General features: G+C 62.7%; 10 protein-coding genes. 4 read left to right on the forward strand and 6 right to left on the reverse strand.

What is annotated here, in order from left to right:
* Window positions 1–6: 6 nt before the first annotated feature.
* On the reverse strand, window positions 7–1,011 hold the full coding sequence (locus JMN22_RS20520; RefSeq protein WP_198797312.1) for an ArsJ-associated glyceraldehyde-3-phosphate dehydrogenase: 1,005 nt from the start codon (window positions 1,009–1,011) through the stop codon (window positions 7–9).
* A 376-nt stretch (window positions 1,012–1,387) separates the two neighbouring features.
* Between JMN22_RS20520 and JMN22_RS20525 the strand changes: the two genes are divergently transcribed.
* The gene (locus tag JMN22_RS20525) at window positions 1,388–3,118 is read left to right on the forward strand and encodes an amidase (RefSeq protein ID WP_198797311.1); all 1,731 of its coding nucleotides are present in this window, start codon (window positions 1,388–1,390) and stop codon (window positions 3,116–3,118) included.
* 110 nt (window positions 3,119–3,228) lie between these two features.
* Here JMN22_RS20525 and JMN22_RS20530 read toward each other — a convergent pair whose 3' ends face one another.
* On the reverse strand, window positions 3,229–4,008 hold the full coding sequence (locus JMN22_RS20530) for an EAL domain-containing protein (protein ID WP_198797310.1): 780 nt from the start codon (window positions 4,006–4,008) through the stop codon (window positions 3,229–3,231).
* A 137-nt stretch (window positions 4,009–4,145) separates the two neighbouring features.
* Window positions 4,146–5,066: an MBL fold metallo-hydrolase gene (locus tag JMN22_RS20535; RefSeq protein ID WP_236010361.1), complete on the reverse strand. Its 921-nt coding sequence runs from the start codon at window positions 5,064–5,066 to the stop codon at window positions 4,146–4,148.
* A 373-nt stretch (window positions 5,067–5,439) separates the two neighbouring features.
* Between JMN22_RS20535 and JMN22_RS20540 the strand changes: the two genes are divergently transcribed.
* The 3 genes from JMN22_RS20540 to JMN22_RS20550 all read left to right on the forward strand — a co-directional run bounded on the left by JMN22_RS20540 (window position 5,440) and on the right by JMN22_RS20550 (window position 7,534).
* Complete coding sequence (locus JMN22_RS20540; RefSeq protein ID WP_198797309.1) at window positions 5,440–5,847, forward strand: helix-turn-helix domain-containing protein; 408 nt, start codon at window positions 5,440–5,442, stop codon at window positions 5,845–5,847.
* 35 nt (window positions 5,848–5,882) lie between these two features.
* Window positions 5,883–7,232 carry an OprD family porin gene (locus JMN22_RS20545; protein ID WP_198797308.1) on the forward strand — a complete coding sequence of 450 codons (1,350 nt, stop codon included), beginning with the start codon at window positions 5,883–5,885 and terminating at the stop codon, window positions 7,230–7,232.
* A 71-nt stretch (window positions 7,233–7,303) separates the two neighbouring features.
* Window positions 7,304–7,534, forward strand: a complete 231-nt coding sequence (locus JMN22_RS20550) for a hypothetical protein (RefSeq protein ID WP_030138726.1) — start codon at window positions 7,304–7,306, stop codon at window positions 7,532–7,534.
* Between the two features lie 14 nt (window positions 7,535–7,548).
* On the opposite strand, the gene JMN22_RS20555 is transcribed toward JMN22_RS20550, so the two are convergent.
* From JMN22_RS20555 to JMN22_RS20565, 3 genes are all read right to left on the reverse strand, one after another.
* Window positions 7,549–9,480 carry a hybrid sensor histidine kinase/response regulator gene (locus JMN22_RS20555; RefSeq protein WP_198797307.1) on the reverse strand — a complete coding sequence of 644 codons (1,932 nt, stop codon included), beginning with the start codon at window positions 9,478–9,480 and terminating at the stop codon, window positions 7,549–7,551.
* A gap of 204 nt (window positions 9,481–9,684) precedes the next feature.
* Complete coding sequence (locus tag JMN22_RS20560; RefSeq protein WP_198797306.1) at window positions 9,685–12,072, reverse strand: ATP-dependent DNA helicase; 2,388 nt, start codon at window positions 12,070–12,072, stop codon at window positions 9,685–9,687.
* Complete coding sequence (locus tag JMN22_RS20565) at window positions 12,069–13,721, reverse strand: VRR-NUC domain-containing protein (protein WP_198797305.1); 1,653 nt, start codon at window positions 13,719–13,721, stop codon at window positions 12,069–12,071. The genes JMN22_RS20560 and JMN22_RS20565 overlap by 4 nt, the downstream gene beginning before the upstream one ends.
* Window positions 13,722–13,746 lie beyond the last annotated feature (25 nt).

Genomic DNA, 13,746 nt, shown 5'->3' on the forward strand with positions numbered 1-13,746 from the left:
CCCTCCTCAGCCCGCCAGGCCGACCATCCGGGCCAGTTCGACGGTACGGTTGGCGTAGCCCCATTCGTTGTCGTACCAGGCATAGAGTTTGACCTGGGTGCCGTTGATGACCAGGGTCGACAGCGCATCGATGATCGAGGAACGCGGATCGGTGCGGTAGTCGATGGACACCAGTGGTCGCTCTTCGAAACCGAGAATGCCCTTGAGCTCGCCTTCAGCGGCGTCCTTGAGCAAGCGGTTCACTTCCTCGACCGTGGTGGCGCGCTCGACCTCGAAAACGCAATCGGTCAGCGACGCATTGGCCAACGGCACCCGCACCGCATGGCCGTTGAGGCGTCCGCGCAGCTCTGGGAAGATCTCGGCGATGGCGGTGGCCGAGCCGGTGCTGGTGGGAATCAGGCTCATGCCCGAGGCCCGGGCGCGGCGCAGGTCCTTGTGCGGCTGGTCAAGAATGCTCTGGGTATTGGTCAGGTCATGAATGGTGGTGATCGAGCCGTGGCGAATACCGAGTTTTTCGTGGATCACCTTCACCACGGGCGCCAGGCAATTGGTGGTGCACGAAGCGGCAGTAACGATGCGATGCTGTTCTGGCTTGAACAGTTGGTGGTTGACGCCCATGACGATGTTCAACGCGCCCGGCTCTTTCACCGGGGCGCTGACCACCACGCGCTTCACGCCTTGGTCCAGATAAGCCTGGAGCACCGCGACGGTTTTCATCTTGCCGCTGGCCTCGATCACCACGTCGCAACCCGACCAGTCGGTGTCGGTGATCGCCTTGTTGGCGGTGACGTTGATCCGCTGGCCGTCGATGACCAGCTTGTCGCCCTCGGCGTCGGCCTGACGGTGCCAGCGACCGTGCACCGAATCGAAGTTGAGCAGATGGGCGTGGGTCGCCGCGTCGCCCGCCGGATCATTGATCTGCACGAATTCGAACTCAGGCCAGCCCCAGGCCGCACGCAGGGCAAGGCGCCCGATGCGGCCGAAACCGTTGATGCCGATTTTGATAGTCATGGTAGGGGCTCATAGAGGGTGGCGCGAATATAGGGTTTTCCGCATACGAGCGAAAGACCCTCTTTTTGTCGAGCATCTTTACCGGCGCATAACCTCGTGGCGAGGGGATTTATCCCCGCTGGGCTGCGAAGCGGCCCTGATGGTGACAGCCTGATGCCTCAGAAAAACTGCTTGAAGGGCTGCTGTGCAGCCCAACGGGGATAAATCCCCTCGCCACGGATAACCGTTAATCTTGTGAATGGCTGTGCCCTCAAGTCACGCTCGTAGTACAGTCTCAACCCGATGTCAGAACCCATTTCGAAAGACGTGAAGCCAACAGAACTCCGTTCGAACCGAGCCTCGCCTCACGTCATTCACCAGCCGCAGCGGTCACAGCATGATTGAAATCACCGAAGTCTCCATCGCCCAGCTCCGGGCAGCGCTCGAATCCGGCCAGACCACGGCGGTCGAGTTGGTCCAGGCCTACCTGGCCAGGATCGATGCCTACGACGGCCCCGAAACGCCCACCGCGCTCAATGCCGTGGTGGTCCGCAACCCCGCAGCACTGGAAGAAGCCAAGGCCTCCGATGCCCGTCGCGCCGCGGGCCAGACCTTGGGTCCACTCGACGGCATTCCCTACACGGCCAAGGACAGTTACCTGGTGAAGGGCCTGACCGCCGCCTCCGGCAGCCCGGCCTTCAAGGACCTGATCGCCTATCGCGACGCCTTCACCATCGAGCGGCTGCGCGCCGCCGGGGCCATCTGCCTGGGCAAGACCAACATGCCACCGATGGCGAACGGCGGCATGCAGCGCGGCGTGTATGGCCGGGCCGAAAGCCCCTACAACGCCGCCTACCTCACGGCGCCGTTCGCCTCGGGCTCTTCGAACGGTGCGGGCACCGCGACCGCCGCCAGTTTCGCCGCCTTCGGCCTGGCTGAGGAAACCTGGTCCAGCGGACGCGGCCCGGCCTCGAACAATGGCTTGTGTGCCTATACGCCGTCGCGCGGGGTGATCTCGGTGCGTGGCAACTGGCCGCTGACACCGACCATGGACGTGGTCGTGCCCTACGCCAGGACCATGGCCGACCTGCTCGAAGTGCTGGACGTGGTGGTGGCAAACGACCCTGAGACCCGAGGCGACCTGTGGCGCCTGCAACCCTGGGTACCGATTCCTCCCGTCGATTCGGTTCGTCCCGCCTCCTACCCAAGCCTTGCCGCCAAACCGGAAACGCTGGCGGGCGTACGCCTGGGCGTTCCGCGCATGTACATCAACGCCGATCCCGAGGCGGGCACCGCTGAGAAACCTGGCATCGGTGGCCCGACGGGGCAGCGCATCATCACGCGCCCCTCGGTGATTGCCCTGTGGGAAGCCGCACGCAAAGCCCTGGAGGCCCGAGGCGCCGAAGTGATCGAGGTGGATTTCCCGCTGGTGTCCAACTGCGAGGGCGACCGTCCCGGCGCGCCGACCGTGTTCACCCGTGGCTTGGTGACCAAGGAGTTCCTGCACCACGAGTTGTGGGACCTGTCAGCCTGGGCGTTCGATGACTTCCTGCGGGCCAACGGCGATCCGAAACTCAATCGCCTGGCGGACGTCGACGGCCCGCTGATTTTCCCCCACGACCCCGGTACCCTGCCCAACCGCGAGGACGACCTGGCCGCCGGCATGGACGAGTACGTGAAGATGGCCCAGCGCGGCATCACGCCGTGGGACCAGATCCCCACCCTGCCCGAGGGCTTGCGCGGCCTCGAAGAAACCCGCCGGATCGATCTGGAGGATTGGATGGCACGGCTGGGCCTGGATGCGGTGATCTTCCCCACCGTAGCGGATGTCGGGCCAGCGGATGCGGACGTCAACCCAGCGTCCGCCGACATCGCCTGGAGCAACGGGGTCTGGGTCGCCAATGGCAACCTCGCCATCCGCCACCTGGGCGTGCCCACCGTCACCGTGCCGATGGGCGTCATGGCGGACATCGGCATGCCCGTCGGCTTGACGTTCGCCGGCCGGGCCTATGACGACTCGAAACTGTTGCAACTGGCTTCGGCCTTCGAGTCGCTGGGATCGAAACGGATGACTCCGCCGCGGACGCCGCCGTTGTCGCCAGCACCGTCAGCACAATCCCGACCTTGAAACATACCCTGTAGGAGCTGGCGAAGCCTCGGGCCGCGTTCGGACGATCTTTTGATCCAAAGATCGCAGCCTCGCTTCGCTCGGCAGCTCCTACGGGGACGAACGCACGCTTATTCGAACCGCCCCACCGCCAGTCGACCGATCTCTGGCCGCGCATACAGAAACCCCTGCATCAGCTCGATGCCCAGCGCCAGCAGCGCGGCGCTTTCTTCCGGCGTCTCGACGCCCTCGGCGATGACGGTAATCCCCAACCGATTGGCGACCAGGAGGATCCCATCGACGATGGCCTGTTTGACACGGTCCTGGTCGATGCCTCGGGTCAACGCCATGTCTATCTTCAGCACTTGGGGTTGGAACAGTGCCAGCAGGTTCAGCCCGGAGTAGCCGGAACCGAAATCGTCGATGGCGGTGGTAAAACCCTGGCGTTCGTACTCCTGGAAAATCGATTTGAGATGGTCGGGATCATCGACCCGTTCGCCTTCCGTGACTTCGAACATGAGCCGGTTCGACGGGAAATTGCTTTGACGCGCCGCCTCCAACGTCGCCCGTATGCAGGTCTCGGCCCGATACACGGCGTTGGGCAGGAAATTGATGCTGAGCAGGCAATCGGGAATGTCCAGGATCCCCAGCCGCGCGGCCTCTTCGATCGCTTTCACACGGCACGCCTGGTCGAATCGGTAACGGTTGCTGTCGTTCACAAGCCCGAGGATATGGGCTGCCGATTCGCCGTTCACGCCCCGGACCAGCGCCTCATAGGCAAACGCGGACCGCGTGCGGACATTGAAGATGGGCTGGAATGCCATGGTGAAATCGAACCCCAGCGCCTCATGGTCGCGGCATTCAGCGCAACCAAGGGACCGGAAGGTTGGAGAGGATGAAGGTGGGGTCATGATCATGTTCCGTCGCGGCAGCGGGCGTCCCTGTGAAGCAGAAACTATAGGCAATACCCTCTGAGTCGGCACGGGCCCCGCTTTCTGGAGTGCTGTCAGGCCCGTTGATCGTGTGACCGCTGTCGCAAATCAAATGCTTATTCGATCATCGGCACCTTTGCCGCCCGCTGGTAAGGCCCGTATTCGACGGGCACCCATTGGAAATGCTTGTCGACCGCGGTGATGTGGCCCACGCCCGGAAACGGCAGATGCGCCGCCGCGACCCAGGTCTTGCTGGTCGCCGCGTCCTTGAACACCTTGGCGCGGCTCTTGATCGCCTGCTGATTGTCGACGTCGAAACGAATCGATACCTCGGGGTGCTCGAACTGCACCGCCAGGTTATGCACCAGGTCCCCCATGAACAGGATGCTCTGGCCATTGGACGTGAAGCGATAAGTGGTACTGCCCGGGGTATGCCCGGCCTCGAGCTGGACATCGACGCCAGGCACCGGTGCCTGACCATTGGCGAACGTCTTGAAGCGACCGGCCGCGACGTAGGGCGCGGTGGAATCCTGGGCGATCTTGAAGAACTCGCGGGCACCGGCGGGCGCCTTGGCCAGCGCTTGTGGATCGAGCCAGTAGTCGGCTTCGGCCTTAGCCGTGTAGACCGTGGCGTTGGCGAATATCGGTTGTTGCTTGTCATCCACCAGGCCACAGACGTGGTCCAGGTGCAAATGGGTCAGCAGGATGGCGTCGACCTGCTCCGGGCGATAGCCAGCGGCACGCATGTTGGCCGAGAGCATCCCGGCGGTGGCGCCGATGCATTGGCCGGCGCCGGTGTCCACCAGGATCAATTGCTTGCCGGTATTGACCAGGAACGCGTTAAACGCGGTCTGTACGCCGGGCGTTTCAATCGAGCGGCGGGCCAGCAACGCGCGGACCTGATCCTGGGTCATCCCCTGGAGCAGCTTGGGCGACAGATCGTTATAGCCGTCGAACAGCGCCGTCACTTCGTAATCGCCCACCGCCAACCGGTAGTAGCCGGGCACCTGGGTGCCTTGGAGCGGCGCCTGGGCCATGGCGACGTCGGACGCCAGTGCCAATGCCAGGCCTGCCCCGCGTAATAGTCTCGGAGCATAGAGTCGTGGCTTACACCGGACCGCGCACCAGAGATCGTTTCATCATTTCACCTTGAGCAAGTCAGCAAACGGCCACCCTTCCGGCAGCCAGACGGTGCCGATCATGCACGCGCCTGCCCCAGGGAAATTGCAGCCATGTGCTGACTTGCGGCCCGGCGACGCTGAGGTGAAACGCAATTAACAACGTTTAACTCGCACGTCCACGTGACCTCACCAAGAATGGAGCGCTCTGTTCAGACTCTTCAAAGCGGGAGGCGCATGCCTCGACCGCGCGGTACGCCGGCGCGCTTCCCGTGGACACGGAATTCATCTCATGGCCCATGCATCGCTCGTCGCCGTCAGCGCCCCCATCAGTCCCGCACGCCGGACCACCAAGGGCGGTCTCTCGCCCTGGCGAGAAAAGCGGGTCAAGGCGATGATCCTGGACGGCCTGAGCGACACCTTGGAAATCGCCCGGCTGGCCGAGGCCTGCGCCCTGTCCCGCAGCCATTTTTCCAGGGCGTTCAAGTGCAGCACCGGGCAGTCCCCACAAGCCTGGATCCGTGCCCAGCGCATCATCCGGGCCAAGCACCTGATGCAGACCAGCGACCTGACCCTGACGCAAATCAGTCAGGAATGCGGCTTTTGCGACCAGGCGCATTTCTGCCACATCTTCACCGACAGCGAAGGCATCAGTCCGTTTGCCTGGCGGTCGCGGGTGCTACGCGCGCAGCCCGCCTAGTCCGACTCTTCAATTCTTTCACACGGAAAGCACGCATGCCGCCCGCCTCAAAAAACACCTGCGCAGCCAGGCAAACGACAACCGCTTCGAAGCCGCTCCTGCTCCTCGCCTTGCTCGCCGGGCATGCCCCGGCGATGGCCGCACAAACCGCGCCGGGATTCCTGGACGGGGCATCGCTAGAGATCCTCAGCCGTAACTTCTACCTCAATAACGACTACCGCTCCCCGAGCCCGTCGGGCAAGAACTACAAGCAGGAATGGGCCCAGGGATTCATCGCCACATTCGAGTCGGGCTTCACGCCGGGCACCGTCGGCGTAGGCGTCGACGTCCATGGTTTCCTGGGTTTGAAGCTGGACGGTGGCAAGGGCCATGCCGGCACCGGGTTGTTGCCGCTGGACGACGACGGTCGCAGCGAGGATGAATATTCCAGTGCGGGCGGCGCGCTGAAACTCAAGGTATCGCGCACCACCCTGGCACTCGGTGAAATGACCGTGGCGACACCGGTATTCGATACAGCGGACAAACGCCTGCAACCGGAATACGCCAGCGGCGCGCTGCTCACCAGTCGGGAATTCGATGAGGTCGATTTGCAGGCCGGCCATTTCAGTGCGTTCAAGAATCAGGACGCGTCCACCGCCAGGGGCGATTTTTCCGGCTACGGGGCGACCACCCGCCACGCCAGCATCGATTTCATCGGCGCCGATCTGTTCAGCGGCAGCACGGTGGGCGGCGCGCTCTATGCCTCGGAACTGAGCGACACCTGGCGCCAGTACTACGGCAACCTGCATTCGACGGTTGGCGACCTGTTCCTGGACGGCAACCTGTATTACACCCGCGACCATGGTCAGGCCAGTGCAGGCAGCATCGACAACACCGCTTTCAGCCTCTCCGGCAAATACCGGCTCGACGCCCAGGCGTTCACCCTGGCCTATCAGAAAGTCCACGGCGACACGCCTTTCGATTTCGTCGGCGGCGACTCCATCTACCTCGCCAACTCGATCAAGTATGCCGATTTCAACGGCCCGGGCGAGCGCTCCTGGCAAGCGCGCTACGACCTCGACCTGGGCGCCCTGGGCATCCCCGGCCTGAATTTCATGGCCCGCTACGTGAGGGGAAGCGGTATCGATGGCAGCCATGCCCCCCAAGGCGGCGCCTACAATCCGTTCGACAGCGACTCCGCAACCTTCAGTCCGCAACAGGGCGACGGCGGTCGCCATTGGGAACGCGACCTCGATCTGCGCTACATCGTGCCGTCAGGCCCGGCCAAGGACCTGTCGCTGCAGCTCTCCCACGTCACCCACCGCGCCAACAGCGCCCAGGCCGGCGATGACATCGACAGGGTGTACATCGTCATTCAATACCCGCTCAAACTGGGTCCGTTCTGAAAGCGCTAAAAAAAACGCATTTCACGCCATCGCCAAGGTCTGTAGAGCATCAAAGGCAAGAGGAAAAAAGCGTGGATTATCTGGGATGGGTTCAATGGCCAGCGATGGCCGTCACGGTGCTGGCCGCCTGGCTGATCGGCTCGCGCCAGCCCCGTCGACGAGTGGCGGGGTTCAGTTGTTTTATCGTCAGCAACATCCTCTGGGTGATCTGGGGCCTGCACACAAACGCCTACGCATTGATCGTCCTGCAGTTCTGCCTGTGCGCGATGAACTTGCGCGGGTTCAGGAAAAACACCCAGTAGCCGCTGATGGACACTTATTTCATCGTCTGCCCGATGACCTGCACCAGATCAATTTGCTTGAACGGCTTGATCAACCGTGGCAGTTGCGTGGCGAAGCCCTCCAGTCGTTCGTACCCGGTAGCCAGGATGATCGGCAGGGTCGGCTGACGGTCGCGCAGCAGCTTCGCCAGTTGCGCCCCGTCCATCTGTGGCATGGCCATGTCCGTAATCACCAGGTCGAAATCCTGGTTGCGCTCGTACAGCTCCAACGCCTGGGCGCCCGATGACGCGCAGAGAACTTGGTGGCCGAGGTCTTCAATGAGCAACCGAGTACTGGTCAGGACCAGGCTGTCATCATCCACGATCAACACCCTCAGCCCATTGACCGGCGGGGCCGCGGTTTCGATGGTCGGAGGCTTGTCCGCTACCGCGTCGCCAGCCACCGGCAGCCACAGCTCAGCGGTGGTACCGACGCCTTTTTCGCTCTTGAGCAGCAGCCGACCGCCCAACTGCTCGGCCAGGCCATGGACCATGGACAGCCCCAGGCCGGTGCCCTTGCCGACGCCCTTGGTGGTGAAAAACGGATCGACGGCCAAGGCCAGTGTCGCCTCATCCATCCCCTCGCCTTCGTCGGTGATCGCCAGGCAGACATAGCGTCCAGGCGCCAGCGGCCTGTCCGGTGCTCCGACCTCCTCTCCCAACCGTTCCTGCGCCTGGATCAGTATTCGACCGCCTTGCGGCATGGCGTCCCGGGCGTTTGTCGCCAGGTTGAGGATCGCCAGTTCCAACTGGTTGACGTCGGCCAGCACCGGCGACAAGGCCTCGGCAAATTGGGTCTGGATATGGATCGACGGCCCCAGTGAGCTTTGCAGCAAGCCACTGATGCCCTGCACCAGCGCGACCAATTCCACCGGCTCGGAGGTCAGTTTCTGCCGGCGGGCAAAGGCCAGCATGCGCTGGGTCAGCGAAACACCCCGCAGCGCGCCCTGGGTGGCGTTATCCAGCAACTGGGCGAGCTTCGGCTCGTTGGGCATGCGCTTGCGGACGATTTCCAGGTTGCCGAGGATCACCGTCAACAGGTTATTGAAGTCATGGGCAATGCCCCCGGTGAGTTGTCCGATGGCCTGTAGTTTCTGCGATTGGAACAGGGCCTCGCGGGCTTGCTCCAGTGCCTCTTGGGCCTTCGTGGCGTCGGTGATATCGCGGGTGATCTTGGCAAATCCGAGCAAGGTGCCGGTGTCGCTGCGGATCGCATCGATGACCACATGGGCCATGAACCGCGTGCCATCCTTACGCACCCGCCAGCCCCTCTTTTCGAAACGCCCCACGGTGGCGGCGACACTCAGGGCGCGCTGCGGCTCACCCGCTTCGCGGTCCTCGGGGGTATAGAACATCGAGAAATGCTGGCCGATGGCCTGGGCCGGCAGATATCCCTTGATGCGCTGCGCGCCTTGGTTCCAGTTGGTCACGCGGCCGTCAGGGTCAAGCATGTAGATGGCATAGTCGGTGACGCTCTGCACCAGCAGACGAAACTGTTGTTCGCTTTGCTTGAGGGTTTCCTCGGCCATCTTGCGATCGGTCAGGTCGCGGGTGATCTTGGCGAAGCCGAGCAATGTGCCGCTCTGGCTGTCGATGATCGGATCGATCACCACGTGGGACCAGAACAATGTGCCGTCCTTGCGCACGCGCCAGCCTTCGCCTTCGAAGCGCCCTTCGCGCACTGCCGTGTCCAGTGCCCGCTGCGGAAGGCCGTCGGCACGGTCCTGCTCGGTGTAGAAGCGCGAAAAATGCTGCCCCAGGATTTCCGACTCTTCGTAGCCCTTGAAGCGCCGGGCGCCGGAGTTCCAACTGGTGATGATCCCCGACGGATCGGTCATGTAGATGGCATAGTCGACCACCGCGTCGATCAACAGGCGAAAGCGCTGTTCTTCGTTGATGCGTGGGGTCTTGGGGTCGTTCTCAAGCATGTCGGCCGAGGCATCCGAGGGAATTTGCGTGGAGTATGGAACAAGTGTCGCGTCAGGAAAAACCTGATTTATGTGTGGCTATAGCATCCTTGTGGGAGCGAGCCTGCTCGCGAAGGCGTCAGCACATTCAACATCACTGCAAACTGACCCTCTGCTTTCGCGAGCAAGCTCGCTCCCACAATGGATCTTCAGCAGGCACAAAATTCATGTGTACCGCAAAACCTGTGGGAGCGAGCTTGCTCGCGAAGGCGTCCGCACATCCAACATCACTGCAGCTGACCCACCGCTTTCGCGAGCAAGCTCGCAGGTTGGGGGGCGTTGTTCTGGCCTGACTGACCACCACAGCGGCAGCAAACGCTGCACCTTGGTCTCTGCGAACCGGTCATCGATCAGCATCACCACCCCGCGATCCTGCTGGGTGCGAATGACGCGGCCAGCCGCCTGCACGACTTTCTGCAGGCCGGGATACAAGTAGGTGTAATCGTAGCCATCGCCAAAAATGGCCGCCATGCGCTGCTTGATCTGTTCGTTGACCGGGTTGAACTGCGCCAGCCCCAGGGTCGCGATGAATGCGCCGATGAGGCGCGAGCCCGGCAGGTCGATCCCTTCGCCGAACGCGCCGCCCAGCACGGCGAAGCCGATGCCCTGGCTATGCTCGCTGAACCGGTCGACAAACGCTTGCCGGGGCGCTTCCCCCATGCCACGCGATTGGCTCCAGGTGGCAATGTGCGGGAATCGCTCGGCAAACAATCCCGCCACCTGCTGCAGGTAATCGAAGCTGCTGAAGAACGCCAGGTAATTACCGGGACGCTCGTCAAACTGGCGGGCCATCAACGTGACGATCGGTTCGAGGGAGGCCTGGCGATGGGCAAACCGGGTGGAAATCCGGCTGATCACCTGGACATCCAGCTGTTCGGCCTGGAACGGCGATTCGACATCGATCCACACCGTGTCCGCTGGCGTACCCAACATGTCGGCGTAGTAGCGTCGGGGGCTCAGGGTCGCGGAAAACAGCACACTGCTGCGCGACGCGGTGAACCGGGGCCGCAGGAAACCAGCCGGCACCACGTTGCGCAGGCACAGCGCGGAGAAGCTGCGTTGGCGCGCGGATTCGCGCTTGTGGATGTCGAACAGGAAGTGCTCATCGAACGACTCGGCGACCCGGCCGAACTGCAAGGCGTCGAAATAGAAGGCTTGCAGGCCGCTATCCAAGCCCTGCGGATGGTCGTTGAGGTAATCACCGATAGCGATCGTGCAGGCTCCCAATGCCTGGAGCAATTTGTCCGGCGGTTTTTCATAGGCCTGGTAAGCGGCAACCTGTGGCGCATGAAGGGCGTTCCACTGGCGATTGACCTTTTGCAGGGCTTTCTTCAGCGGCTCGGGAGCCGTCTTCAACAGCGCCGTCAACGCGGCCTGGTCGAGGGTCGCGCTGTACATCTGCCGTCCGCGCTCCACCAGGTTGTGGGCTTCGTCCACCAAGGTGGCGACGGTCCAGCCATTGGCCTGGGCGAGCCCGAAGAGCAAGGCACTGAAGTCGAAGTAATAGTTGTAGTCAGCCACCACCACGTCGGCCCAACGGGCCATTTCCTGGCTCAGGTAGTACGGGCAGATGTCGTGATCCAGCGCAATGTCGCGCAAGGCGGCCTGATCCAGCAGCGTTACCTGGCTCGCCGCCGCACGGGCCTGTGGCAGGCGATCATAAAAACCACGGGCCAACGGGCACGATTCGCCATGGCAGGCTTTGTCCGGATGCTCGCAGGCCTTGTCCCGGGCGATCATTTCCAATACCCGCAACGGCATGGCCGGGGCGCTGTCCGTAATCAGCCGGGCCGCGTCCAGGGCCAATTTGCGTCCTGGGGTTTTCGCCGTGAGAAAGAACACCTTGTCCAGTCGCTGGGGCGCCAAAGCCTTGAGCATCGGGAACAGCGTGCCAACGGTCTTGCCGATCCCGGTCGGCGCCTGGGCCATCAGGCAACGACCGGTACTGACGGCCTTGAACACCGACTCGGCCAAGTGCCGTTGCCCGGGCCTGAAGCCGGCATGGGGAAAGGCCAGGGCCTGGGCGCCTCGGTTGCGCGCCTGGCGATGGTGCAATTCCTGTTCGGCCCAGGCCAGGAACAGGGCGCACTGCTGCTCGAAGAATACCTGGAGCTGCAATGCTTCGAAGCTGTGGGTCAGGCAGGTTTCCTTTTCACTGACGATGTCGAAATACACCAACGCGACGTCAATCTGTGACAACTGCAATTTCTGGCACATCAGCCAGCCGTAGATCTTCGCCTGGGCCCAATGCAACTGGCGATGGTTGTCGGGTTGCTTGCCCAGGTCGCCCCGGTAGGTCTTGACCTCTTCGAGGCAATTACGCCCAGGATCGTAGCCGTCTGCCCGGCCCTTGACCCGCAAGGTGTGGTAGATGCCTTCGAGGCTCACCTCGGCCTGATAGCCCTCGCTGCGCCGCGAGGCCACGGTGCGGTGGCCGACAATCCCCTCCAGCGCGGTGGGAGACGGCGTGAAGCGCAAATCCAGGTCGCCGACCTTGGCGGTGAACTCACACAACGCCCGCACGGCAATGCTGTAGCTCGGCACCTCGGTCATGCACCCTGCTCCGCCCATTGCACGTAACAGACGGCGACGGGCATCCGGTGCTCATGGCAAAACTCCAGCCAGCGCAGTTGGTTGTCCTGCAAGCGATCGCCGGGGCCTTTGACTTCGATCATGCGATAGGTCTTGTGCTGCGGCCAGAACTGGATCAGGTCGGGCATGCCGGCGCGGTTGGCCTTGATGTCCAGCAACAGGCGGTTGAACCAGTGCTTGAGGTGTTCCGCCGGGAGGCAGTCGAGGGCCTGATCCAGCAGCGCCTCGGACAGCGAGCCCCAGAATACGAACGGTGACTGTACGCCCCACTTTTGCACGTAACGACGGCGGATGGTGTCCCGGTAGCGACCGTCATCCAACTCGGCGAAGCACACCGCGAACAGCTCGGCGCGGCGCTCATGGAAATCTTCGTTGAGCAGGTCCACCGGCCCCCGCTGGAACGGATGGAAAAAAGCCCCCGGCAGCGGCGCGAAAATCGCCGGCCAGCACAGCAGGCCGAACAGCGAGTTGACCAGGCTGTTCTCGACGTAATGCACCGGAGCGGCTTCTTCATGCAGGTGGGCCTGGACGCAATATTCCACCGACAACATGGGATCGACGCGAGGCAAATGCAAATCCAACCGTTCCACTTCCCGGGCGACGGCTCGCGGTACCGGCGGTCCACCCAGCTTGCGCCGCAGCCGGGGCACGATCCGCAGCAAGGCCTGGCACTCCGCCGCGCTTTGCGGCGATTGCACCGCCGTCTCGGCCAATTCGAGGGCCAGCGTGTATTCGCCAATGCGCTCCAGCACACGAATCATCCGCAGCCGCGCGCCGGGATAAGTGCAGTCGCGATAAATACACAACGCCAAGGCAAAATCGCCGATGCGCTCGCCATGCTGGCCCATCTGGAACAGCAATTTGCCTCGGCGTCGCTCCAGCCAAGGATTGTCCAAGACCAACGCGCTGACGTGATCGGCGATCGTTTCGAGCGGTTCGCCGGCTTCGAAGCGTTGCTGGCATTCATGCAGGAACAGGCAGGCATCGATGTCCTCGCGGCTGCGCAACCCCCGGGATTCAGCGCTGAACTCGACGGTTTCATAGGTAAAGATGCCCAGGTCCGCCAGCACGAACTCCGACCAATCCTGGTAGAGGTTGCCAAAAAACATCAGTCGCAGACGATCGCACAGGTCCATGACCGTGATACTGAACAGCCGCTCTTCAAGCTGTGGGCACCAGTCGCGAAATGGCTGGGGTTCGCTGAAGCAATCGGCCAGGGCCAGCAACCACTCGGTCTTTCTTGCCTTGGGCTGCTCGATCAAGTGCCCCAGGCACAGGAGGATTTCCGGCTTGAGCAGCACATCGAACAGCTCGACCAGGCTCAGATTGGCGTGCTCCTCGACCCAACCCAGCGCCAACAACGGCGCTACGGCGGCGCTGATCTCGCCGATTTCCGCGTAGTGAAGCTTACTGTGGCGAAAATGCAGGCCCTTACGCATCACCAGCCGCACCAACAGGCCTTGGGACGAACGCGGCAGGGCCGCGAAAGCGTCGATGAATTGCTGTTCTTCAACGCTGAGCACATCACCGTAACGCTGGCTCAGCCAGGCGAGTACGCGTTGGAAGTTGTTCAGGTAATAGAAGGGATCGTCGAGGGGGTTGGCTGTCACGGGAGCGGGGCCACAAAAGCTGGAT

The organism is Pseudomonas sp. HB05 (assembly GCF_016756915.1).
GTDB classification, from domain to species: Bacteria; Pseudomonadota; Gammaproteobacteria; order Pseudomonadales; family Pseudomonadaceae; genus Aquipseudomonas; species Aquipseudomonas alvandae.

Coding starts and splice junctions, on each gene's coding strand:
- JMN22_RS20520 (WP_198797312.1), bottom strand. CDS start 1,011: ATGACTATCAAAATCGGCATCAACGGTTTCGGCCGCATCGGGCGCCTT.
- JMN22_RS20525 (WP_198797311.1), top strand. CDS start 1,388: ATGATTGAAATCACCGAAGTCTCCATCGCCCAGCTCCGGGCAGCGCTC.
- JMN22_RS20530 (WP_198797310.1), bottom strand. CDS start 4,008: ATGACCCCACCTTCATCCTCTCCAACCTTCCGGTCCCTTGGTTGCGCT.
- JMN22_RS20535 (WP_236010361.1), bottom strand. CDS start 5,066: ATGGCCCAGGCGCCGCTCCAAGGCACCCAGGTGCCCGGCTACTACCGG.
- JMN22_RS20540 (WP_198797309.1), top strand. CDS start 5,440: ATGGCCCATGCATCGCTCGTCGCCGTCAGCGCCCCCATCAGTCCCGCA.
- JMN22_RS20545 (WP_198797308.1), top strand. CDS start 5,883: ATGCCGCCCGCCTCAAAAAACACCTGCGCAGCCAGGCAAACGACAACC.
- JMN22_RS20555 (WP_198797307.1), bottom strand. CDS start 9,480: ATGCTTGAGAACGACCCCAAGACCCCACGCATCAACGAAGAACAGCGC.
- JMN22_RS20560 (WP_198797306.1), bottom strand. CDS start 12,072: ATGACCGAGGTGCCGAGCTACAGCATTGCCGTGCGGGCGTTGTGTGAG.